The following is a 9,710-nucleotide window of genomic DNA, read 5'->3' on the forward strand; positions in this document are numbered from 1 at the left end:
ATTAAATATTTTAAATATTTTAAATATTTTTATTTGAAAATTTTAAATATTTAAAATTAAATATCTTATATCGCGGACAAGATATCCCCACTACAACCTAAAGTGAAAAGTTTTGCAAAAAAAATAAATCATACTTGAGAAATAAATCTTTCTATCAAAAGACTTATTCTTTTTAAGAATTTATATTAACAATTCAAAAATTTAACTGATTGATTATTTGCTACAATACAATAAAAATAATATTGAATCATTTTAATTAAGGAGGAGATGTAATGCAACGTCTCAGACAGATTTTTCAAAATACTTTAATCCGCGTCATTGCTGTTTTTTCTGTTTTATTTCGTTCAATCTTTGCTTTTCTGGGAAATATCTTTGGTTCTATAGGTAAGAATCTGGGAATTTCTAATTCGGAGTCGGGATATTTCGTAGATTCCGATGAAAAAAAAGCTATCGAAGAAACCAAAATACCCGTCGCAACTGTGAAACCCTCTGAACCTGCTATTAGTAGTAACCGTCGCCGTCCAAATAAATCTTCTAACATAGACGATTTTATGAAAATGGCGAAAGAACTAAACAAAGGTTAATTCAATTAAATATTAATGTAGGGACGTTGCAATGCAACGTCTTTATCATTTAAAATAGCAACATCTTTATAATTATCAAAAAATAGATATTTATTTGAAAAAATGCAAAAAGCAATCCAACAAGCAGCGGAATTTTTACAAAATAAAATCAATAAATCACCAGCATCAGTAGATGTAGTAAAAGCCTTAATTGCAGCAGAAAAAACAGCAAAACAAAATAAATTAAATTATAGTTATTCACAGTTAATCGGTACTTGGAGATTGGGGTTTATTACTGGAACTCAAAAGACTCGCAAGCGTGCGGGAGTTGTTTTAGGTGCAGGGAAATTTTTACCGAAATTAGTGAAAATTAAACTAGCTTACAGTCAATCGGAAGATTCGCAAGAACAAGGAAACGTTGAAAATTCTGTAGAGTTAGGGTTATTAAAAATAGTTTTAACAGGTTCGGTACAATTTTGGGCCAAAAAAAATATACTCGCCTTTGATTTTACTAGAATGCGGTTATCTTTATCGGGATTAAAGCTATATCAAGGTTATATTCGGGGTGGGAAAGATAGGGAAGCAATTTTTTATAAACAGACTTTAAAACAGCAAGCATTTTTTACTTACTTTTTAGTAGAAGATAACTATATTGCAGCAAGAGGTAAAGGTGGTGGGTTGGCTTTGTGGACGAAAGAATTTTAGATTTTAGATAGATTCGTTTCGCTCAGTACAAGCTTTAGATTTTGGATTGTAAATTTTTTCTTGATAAGCTAAAAAGCGTTTAATTTGTATATTCAAATTTTATTCAAGTTTTGTAGTGCGGGCTGTTAGCCCGCTAGAAAAATATAAATTAAATGGGCGATAGCTTAGTAAGAAGATATTCTGAAAGTAAGCGGCGGTTCAAAACGTACTGGCTCTACTTAATGTACTTTAAACCCGTGCAGACGGGTGCCGATTTCTGTAGCTAAGGCAGCGCGAAAGGCGGAGTCTCACCCATGAGCGACTACCGTGCGGTAATAAAGCGCCGAATAAAACTATATTGATACAAATCTTTACATAACAAGGAATATTTTTAATCTAGCCAATATCCGCGAAATTACCTTATTATTCTAAAGGTATCTCATAAAATAGCTATTGTAAAAAAAAGATACCATGAGAAAAATTCACGATAGTGAAAACCCAAACCAAATACCGCAAACCTTTGAAGAAGCTGTTTTGATCATTCAAGAATTTGCTCTTGTAGAAGTGAAAAAGGAAGTAGAAAAAAAGCAGCTTTACTTTCATAATTATGCCCATGCACAGACAGTTAAACGCAGAGCAGAAATAATTTTTAATGCCATTGAACCCTTCTGGGATCAAATTTGCGATCAACCTGCTTTGTTTGATAGTCAGCGAGTAAAACATTTAATTGATATTTGTGCTGCCAGTCATGATATTGTTCAGGAATTTTTGCCTATAACTACACCTCAAACTGCAAGACAGCGAGAAAGCGGAGTCAGCGAAACGGCTACAATCAACAAGTTAATTAATTACATCAAACATTTAAATCAACAATTTATTGCTCAAAACCCCGAATTTCCTCCCTTGTTTACTCAAGCAGATTTACAAATAATTAAACAAACTATTTCAGCGACAATTTGTCTTTTTGATGAGAGCGACAATTCAATTTATCAACCAGATTTATATAATTTAGAGCAACAGATCATCTTACCGGCACGGATAATTGCATTAGCCGATATTGGTGGATTAGGTATTGACGGAATTCCAGCTTATTTTCAAGAAGGAAGCTTGATATTATTGGAAGAAAATCTTGATATCATACCGTTAATTAAAGAATTTCTCACTGAGACAGACTGTCATGGTGACAAAAAAGAATCCTATGAGTATCTCAGACAGCGATTGTTAGAAAGAAGCAAATTTCAACTAAGCTTTGCTAAAGGACGTTATGCAAGATTGAATCGAGAGCTTGAAGGTTTACCCGAAGAAGTTGTTTTGGTACTCAAAGAGAAGGTTTTTAAATACCTTAACGAGCAAACAATTCAAAAAATTGAAGCTTTAACACCTACCGCACCTAATACAAGTCTTAAAGAACTAATTGAGTTTTTTGAGTTAGAAAAATATATTTATAATTAGCATTCATTAATTAATCAAATATATTAGCGTACAGCCTATGGAATAATTTTTTTACAGAATTTATAAGTAAAACTTTAAACAAATATAAAGTTGTATTATCAAAAACATGAACCCTGATATAATCTTCTCACAATTTACAGTTGAAGAGAAAAATGCCACTTTCTAAACGATGTTTGGCTGAATTTATCGGTACTTTTTGGCTGGTATTCGGTGGATGCGGTAGTGCAGTTTTAGCTGCTGGATTCATCGCTAATGCAACAAAGATAGGTAACGATATCGCATTCCCCCTAGGAATTGGATTGGTAGGGGTTTCCCTGGCATTTGGTTTAACAGTTATGACAATGGCTTATGCTATTGGACATATCTCTGGATGCCACTTAAATCCAGCTGTATCCATCGGTTTAGCAGTCGCAAAACGTTTTCCATCAAGAGAGCTATTTATGTATATCGGCTCTCAAGTATTGGGTGGTGTAGCGGGTGCTGGAGTACTAGCGATAATAGCTAGTGGAAATCCGAAGTTTAACTTGGTTACTAGCGGTTTTGCTGCTAACGGTTTTGCAGAACATTCTCCAGGAAACTATACTATACTCGCTTGTTTTGCTGCTGAATTTGTTTGTACCTTCATGTTTTTGATGATTATTTTAGGTGCAACAGATGAGCGCGCACCAGCGGCTTTAGCACCGATGGCGATTGGTTTGGGATTAACACTAATTCACTTGATTAGTATCCCTGTTACCAACACATCTGTAAATCCTGCTCGTAGTTTGGCACCAGCTTTATTCGTTGGTGGTTGGGCAATCGCACAATTATGGTTATTCTGGGTTGCGCCAATTTTAGGAGCAGTTGCAGCTGGTTTCGTTTATTCTAATGTTTTTGAAGTTCCAAAACCTGAAATAGAAAGAGATTTATCTGAAGTCAGAGGATAGTTTTTCAAGTTTGATATCTTGGCTAGGGCATCAGTTTTTTTTGTCTTGTAATGCGGGTTGAACAGCCCGCTATTTTAATTTATTTTTATTTTTATTTTTATTGAATAACTACTCTAGACGTGCTTCTTCTATGAGAAGATAAATTAGAGAAACTTAAAATTTCAATTGAATAAAAATTAATTTCTTTGAATATAACTCCCCAAAAACTCTAGTCGATTCTTCATATTCTCGGCTGACTTAATTGCAATCAAATTTAATACTCCTTTCAACTGTTCACCTATTGAATAACTTTGCCGTGGCGCAACAATTATACCGGAATGTTCTCTATTCTCTGCAATAAATATTCCGTGCAAGCGGCAAAAATCTTTTGTATTAAAAGTATAAATAACTCGTTCTTGTTGTGTTGTCCAAATTAATTGTTCTTCGTCTGAACCAGCAAGTTTACCCGTATCTAAAACAGTTAATACGTCAACATCACTTTTTCTTAAAGCCTTTACAAAGGCTGTTCTGCTGGCATCTTCGTCCAAATATAATCGAATCAAACTCATTGAACTAACCCGCGATTGATTCAGTTTCTAATCGCTTGTATTCAGCTTCTTCTTCTGCTAAATAATTCTCTATTTCTTCTTGATTCGCATAATAATAAGCTAAGGCTGCATGAACTTGAGCTAAATTAATAAATCCGAATTCTTCAGCTATTTTTTGAGGTGTCAGTCCTTCTTTTGACATAACTGCAATTTGCAGTACCGAAACTCGTGTCCCGGCAATTAAAGGACGATTTCCACAAGTTTCAGGAGAAGATGCAATTAATTTTCCAATATCTACAGTAGTAGCCATTATTTGTGATTTTTTATTTATTTTACTATATATTTTATCTTCTAAAAATCTCCATGGCGTAATATAACAACTAAAATTAAAAGCTGTAAATTTAGTTAAAAATTTATTACATTCAAATAATTAAAAACAAGTAGACACATTGTCATACATTAAGAAATACTAAATAATATGATACTTCCAACGATTTACTGCTTACCTAGTTAGTGGCAAAGCTGACACAGTGAAAGCAACCAAGGTAGGCAATTAATTATTTATGGAAATTTTATCTAATACTGTTGCACTCTCAAGGATGCAGTTTGCGTTGACGGCGATTTTTCATATGTTATGGCCAGTTTTAACTACGGGCTTGGGTATTTACTTAGTTGTTATGGAAGGGTTGTGGTTAAAGACACGCAATCCGGATTACTATTATCATGCTCGTTTTTGGTCGAAACTTTACGTACTTAACTTTGGTATTGGGGTAGCTAGTGGGATTCCCATGGAGTTTCAATTTGGTACTAATTGGGGACCACTTTCGGAAGCTATTGGTAACTTTTTTGGCAGCGTCATCGGTTTTGAAGCTTCTTGGGCTTTTATGTTGGAGGCTGCTTTTTTAGGAATTATGGTGTTTGGTTGGGAACGAGTTAACCCCAAAATTCACTATATGGCGACTATTTTGGTGGCTTTTGGTGCCAATCTGTCAACTTTGTGGATTTTATCGGCTAATTCCTGGTTACAAACTCCCGCAGGAGGAAGTTTTATTGATGGTGAATTTGTAGTTAGCGATTATTTCCAAGCTGTGTTCAATCCTTTTATGGCTGTGAGTGTTTCTCATATGTTCCTTGCGACTTTGGAAACTTCGCTGTTTGTGATTGGGGGAATCAGTGCTTGGTATATTCTTAACAAGCGTAATCCGGCTTTCTTTTCCATTGCTTTAAAAATTGCGATCGCGGTTGCAATTATTGTTGCACCTCTACAAATTTATGTGGGACATTTGAGCGGGGAACAAGTCTATCATTATCAACCTTCTAAATTAGCAGCAATGGAAGCGCAATGGGAAACCACACCCGCAGGGCAAGCTGCTGATTGGAGTATGTTAGCAATACCCGATGAGAAAGCAGAAAAAAACACTTGGGAAATTACTGTTCCCAATGCTTTAGGATATATTTTAGAGTTTAAACAAAAACTTTCGGAACCTGTACAGGGTTTGAAAACATGGAAACCGGAAGATAGACCCCATATGGTAGGGTTAATTTATTATGCTTTCCGCATCATGATTGCGATCGGTTTTTTCTTGGCGGGATTGATGTTTTTGAGTGTAATTCAGTGGTTACGCGGAAAGTTATCAGCAGAAAATATAACTGGGCAAAGTTGGTTAATGGCTGGTTGGATTTTCGCCGCACCTTTGGGTTATATAGCAGTAGAATCAGGTTGGATAGTACGTTGTGTCGGCAGACAACCTTGGACTGTATACAACCAAATTCGTACAGTTGACGCAGTATCAAATATACCGCCAGGGAATGTATTAACAACTCTTTTGTGTTTCGCAACAGTTTACAGTATTTTATTTGTAGCTGCAATGTATTTCGGTAGTCGCATCATCCGTCGAGGACCGAATTTTAATTTACCTGTACCGGGAATAGAAGAAAAACCCGCAGTGGAAACTACACCAGCAAGATTCATCCCCGATGAACGTCCTGTTGAAGCACAACAATAACAGGTTAAAGGTTAGAGGTTAAAGGTTAGAGGTTAGAGGTTAGAGGTTAGAGGTTAGAGGTTAGAGGTTAAAGGTTAGAGGTTAAAGGTTAGAGGTTAGAGGTTAGGAGTTAGTAGTTAAAACATCAACTGTCAACTGTCAACTGTCAACTATCAACTGCCAACTAATGGAAACACTAGATTATCTATTACCACAGATATGGTTCGGAATTTTAGCACTGTTTTTATTTCTTTACGTAATGCTCGATGGTTTTGATTTGGGAGTCGGTATTTTATCCTTAACTTCCTCAACTGAGGAACGTCGCGGCATTTTAATGACCAGTTTAAGTAATATTTGGGATGCAAATGAAACTTGGTTAGTCTTGATGGGAGGCAGTTTATTTGGTGCCTTTCCCTTGGCTTATGCTACCATCCTCAGCGCTCTTTATATCCCAATTTTTATCATGGTTTTTGGGTTTATTTTTCGTGGAGTTGCTTTTGAATTCCGTGAACAAGCAAAACGCAAATTCCTTTGGAATCTCTGCTTTGCTACAGGAAGTTTTCTGGCTGCATTGGGACAAGGATTTGCTTTAGGAGCAGTACTTGCAGGAATCAAAGTTGATCAAAAAGGACATTTTATCGGTACAACTTGGGACTGGTTGAATATCCCATCAGTATTAGTCGCTTTAACTTTAATTCAAGGTTATGTCTTGATTGGTTCGACTTATTTAGTTTGGAAAACTGAGGGAGAATTACAAGAAACTCACCGTAAAACTGCTAAACTTGCCGCTATCACAACTTTAATTGGAGCAATTTTAATTACAGGTGTTACTCCTTTTATTTACGAAACTGCTCGAATTCGTTTACTTTCCAAACCCTTAGTTTATATCTTTGCTTTAATACCTTTAATCGGTATTTTTCTAATTTGGCAATTACTCAAAAGTTTGAATCAAAAAGCAGAAAAAACGCCTTTTATTATCACAATACTGCTTTTCCTTCTCACATTTATCGGACTAGCTTTAATTGTATTTCCCTACATTATCCCTAGTAAAATTACCATTTATCAAGCTGCTGCTGACCCCAGTTCATTAGTAATTATGATTATATTTATCGGTGCTTTAATTCCAATTATGTTGTTCTACAATCTTTATTCCTATATCGTTTTTCGAGGTAAAGTTACTGGAGATAATTATCACGGATAAAAACGACAAGAAAGAAGTCGGGTTTTTCAAATCAATATCTGTAATCATAAATAAATTTTCATAAAAACCCGACTTCTACAGATAGATTGTAGCAACGTACCATAACTACTTCAAAGCCATCCAACCACCAATCCATAAACCTGTATAAAACCGAATCACTTTACTAAAACCAGCTTGTTCCAATAATTCTAAAACTCTGGTTTCTGAAATTGGATAAACACCTTGCTCTAGTGTTTCTAAAAGTTCTATTTGTTTCGCTTCTGGTACTCCTGTTTGTTGCCAAAATTTTTTGATCACAGCAACTATTTGTTGAAAATTATCTGTTCCTTTTTCACCAAATGCATCAACTAATATAAAAGTACTAGATGATTTCATTCGCTGAGCAATACTTTGTAAAAATGCCAATTTTCCACCATCATCAGGAATAAAATGCATGACTAAAATACTTGTTGCGGCATCGTAAATTGAAGTTTCTGGTAAGTTGTCGGTATATCCTTGAAATAACTTTATTTGCTCGGATAAATCATGCTGCTGTATTTTATCTTGAGCAATAGCAAGCATCTTTTCGGAAGGATCAACACCTAAAATTTGCCATTTAGGATTACCCAGGGCAAACTTGATTAATTCCATTCCCGTACCAGCACCGACAACTAATATATTAGCTTCCGGAGATAAATTAGCCTGCAAACAAGCCAAAGCCATTTGATGCATCGCTTCATAACCAGGTAAAGCCAAAGGTGCTATATTATCGTATTCATTACCAGTAATCGCCGCATTCCGATCAAAATCAATAGTTTCTTTATTCACCTGTAATTACCCCCCTACTCCCTGAGAATAACAACAATTTTAACGCTACTCCCAATACGGTTCAGTTAAAGTCAAAAACCTTGATATATGTAGGTTGGGTTGAGGAACGTTCACCGTAGGTGTGCCGAAGGCACAACCCAACCGAAAGGCGGGTTTGTTGGGTTTCGCAGAGCCTCAACCCAACCTACAATTTTCCTTAACTGAACCGTATTGACGCTACTCCTATCCCGCTCGAAAATTAACTATTTCTCTTTATATTCTTTACGAATGCGTTCTCTGTGTCTAGTAAGGTTTTTTTTTCAGTAATCTTTTAACAGGAACGAAGTAATCTACTTAACCGATTCTAAAGCTTTTAGAGCAGCTTGGATAATATCGTAGTAAGGAGATTGAAAAATATCAACTTTTTCGGCTTGTTCGCGACTAATTCCTAATATACCAATATCCTCTCCTGATTTAATTGCTAAAACTTTTTCTTCAGGACTTTTAATTCTTAATTCTGCTGAATCACCATTTTTATAAATACCACAAATATACTCGCGACCATTGTATTCAAATGTAGTTCTAACGGGTTTATTTTGATAACTAAAAGATAATTGAGAATTGCTTGGCAGCCTAATTCCTAATAGTTCCAACTCAATATTAATATTACCGTTAAAGTTGTTTTCTTTAAGTTTATAAGCAATATCAACTAGCGGTGGTAAAGGAAAATAATCGCGCCATCGCCAAGCTATACCCTTGATTTTATATTGTTGTCCGTCGATAATTTGAGCAACTGTAAACTTAATATGCCCTTTACCAACAATTTGCTGTTCAATTACTTTAACTTCTTGAGTGCAAAATACTGGATTTGGGTTATCAATTCCACAGGGTTCTAAAGCGCTGATTTGTTGGTAAAGTTCTCTATTAACTTGATCAAGATTGGCTAAAGTATCAATTTTAAGTAAAGGTTTGAGGTGTTGCAATTCTAGACATTGATTTGCAAATTCGCTCAAACGCTGACGCACTAATTCCAGATTTTCTACTGGTAAAGAAAAGCCTCCTGCTGCTTTATGTCCTCCGTATTTACCTAATAAATCATCGCAAGATTGCAAAGCTTCAAACACGTTAAATTCGGGAATTCCCCTTGCCGAACCGCGAATGTGTTTATCATCTTCATTAGTACCAATAAACACCGGAACTCCATAACGTTCCACTAACCTTGAGGCTACAATCCCAATAACTCCATGATGCCAGTTTGGTTGAACAATAACTAATACTCGGTCGTCTTTTAAAGAAGCAACATATTCAGTTTCTACAATTTCAATAGCTTCTTTTCCAATTTGCTCGCACATCTCCTGACGACTTGTGTTAGTAGCTTCGCACTGCATTGCACGTTCGAGTGCGATTCCCATATCGTCAGTGGTGAGTAATTCTATCACAATTTGAGGGTCGCCGATTCTACCTATGGCATTAATTCGTGGTCCCAAACGAAAACCGATATCGTCAGGCTTAAGGGATTTTGGATTTTGGATTTTGGATTTTGGATTATTAACTATTTGCTCCCCATCTCCCCTACTCCCCATCTC

10 protein-coding genes are annotated in these 9,710 nt (G+C 35.7%); 6 read left to right on the forward strand and 4 right to left on the reverse strand.

Annotation, left to right across the window (positions count from 1 at the left end; all coding sequences use genetic code 11):
* Positions 1–272 precede the first annotated feature (272 nt).
* The 4 genes from IQ247_RS29690 (at position 273) to aqpZ (ending at position 3,625) form a co-directional block, all read left to right on the forward strand.
* Positions 273–584 carry a threonine dehydratase gene (locus tag IQ247_RS29690; RefSeq protein WP_193925498.1) on the forward strand — a complete coding sequence of 104 codons (312 nt, stop codon included), beginning with the start codon at positions 273–275 and terminating at the stop codon, positions 582–584.
* Between the two features lie 102 nt (positions 585–686).
* Complete coding sequence (locus IQ247_RS29695) at positions 687–1,268, forward strand: hypothetical protein (RefSeq protein WP_193925500.1); 582 nt, start codon at positions 687–689, stop codon at positions 1,266–1,268.
* A gap of 450 nt (positions 1,269–1,718) precedes the next feature.
* The gene (locus IQ247_RS29700) at positions 1,719–2,699 is read left to right on the forward strand and encodes a hypothetical protein (protein WP_193925502.1); all 981 of its coding nucleotides are present in this window, start codon (positions 1,719–1,721) and stop codon (positions 2,697–2,699) included.
* A gap of 152 nt (positions 2,700–2,851) precedes the next feature.
* Positions 2,852–3,625 (forward strand): aquaporin Z, encoded by a 774-nt coding sequence (gene aqpZ / locus IQ247_RS29705; RefSeq protein WP_193925503.1) that lies wholly within the window; start codon positions 2,852–2,854, stop codon positions 3,623–3,625.
* A gap of 176 nt (positions 3,626–3,801) precedes the next feature.
* Here aqpZ and IQ247_RS29710 read toward each other — a convergent pair whose 3' ends face one another.
* Positions 3,802–4,173 (reverse strand): DUF5615 family PIN-like protein, encoded by a 372-nt coding sequence (locus tag IQ247_RS29710; RefSeq protein WP_193925504.1) that lies wholly within the window; start codon positions 4,171–4,173, stop codon positions 3,802–3,804.
* A 4-nt stretch (positions 4,174–4,177) separates the two neighbouring features.
* Positions 4,178–4,462, reverse strand: a complete 285-nt coding sequence (locus IQ247_RS29715; RefSeq protein WP_193925505.1) for a DUF433 domain-containing protein — start codon at positions 4,460–4,462, stop codon at positions 4,178–4,180.
* Between the two features lie 253 nt (positions 4,463–4,715).
* On the opposite strand from IQ247_RS29715, the gene IQ247_RS29720 reads away from it, so the two are divergent.
* Both IQ247_RS29720 and cydB read left to right on the forward strand, forming a co-directional pair.
* Complete coding sequence (locus IQ247_RS29720) at positions 4,716–6,158, forward strand: cytochrome ubiquinol oxidase subunit I (RefSeq protein WP_193925506.1); 1,443 nt, start codon at positions 4,716–4,718, stop codon at positions 6,156–6,158.
* A gap of 166 nt (positions 6,159–6,324) precedes the next feature.
* A complete protein-coding gene (gene cydB, locus IQ247_RS29725) occupies positions 6,325–7,338 on the forward strand; it encodes a cytochrome d ubiquinol oxidase subunit II (RefSeq protein WP_193925508.1) in 1,014 nt (337 codons plus the stop codon).
* Between the two features lie 105 nt (positions 7,339–7,443).
* Here the strand turns inward: cydB and IQ247_RS29730 are convergent, their stop codons facing one another.
* Both IQ247_RS29730 and IQ247_RS29735 read right to left on the reverse strand, forming a co-directional pair.
* A complete protein-coding gene (locus IQ247_RS29730; protein WP_193925510.1) occupies positions 7,444–8,145 on the reverse strand; it encodes a class I SAM-dependent methyltransferase in 702 nt (233 codons plus the stop codon).
* Positions 8,146–8,474: 329 nt separating this feature from the next.
* On the reverse strand, positions 8,475–9,710 hold a 1,236-nt coding region (locus IQ247_RS29735; RefSeq protein WP_228060169.1), incomplete at its 5' end, for a single-stranded-DNA-specific exonuclease RecJ.

This window comes from Plectonema cf. radiosum LEGE 06105 (assembly GCF_015207665.1).
Classification (GTDB): Bacteria; Cyanobacteriota; Cyanobacteriia; order Cyanobacteriales; family Nostocaceae; genus Rivularia; species Rivularia radiosa_A.

Bases quoted from the DNA above. Each gene is read 5' to 3' on its own strand.
- IQ247_RS29690 (WP_193925498.1), top strand. From the start codon at position 273: ATGCAACGTCTCAGACAGATTTTTCAAAATACTTTAATCCGCGTCATT.
- IQ247_RS29695 (WP_193925500.1), top strand. From the start codon at position 687: ATGCAAAAAGCAATCCAACAAGCAGCGGAATTTTTACAAAATAAAATC.
- IQ247_RS29710 (WP_193925504.1), bottom strand. From the start codon at position 4,173: ATGAGTTTGATTCGATTATATTTGGACGAAGATGCCAGCAGAACAGCC.
- cydB (WP_193925508.1), top strand. From the start codon at position 6,325: ATGGAAACACTAGATTATCTATTACCACAGATATGGTTCGGAATTTTA.
- aqpZ (WP_193925503.1), top strand. From the start codon at position 2,852: ATGCCACTTTCTAAACGATGTTTGGCTGAATTTATCGGTACTTTTTGG.
- IQ247_RS29715 (WP_193925505.1), bottom strand. From the start codon at position 4,462: ATGGCTACTACTGTAGATATTGGAAAATTAATTGCATCTTCTCCTGAA.
- IQ247_RS29720 (WP_193925506.1), top strand. From the start codon at position 4,716: ATGGAAATTTTATCTAATACTGTTGCACTCTCAAGGATGCAGTTTGCG.
- IQ247_RS29700 (WP_193925502.1), top strand. From the start codon at position 1,719: ATGAGAAAAATTCACGATAGTGAAAACCCAAACCAAATACCGCAAACC.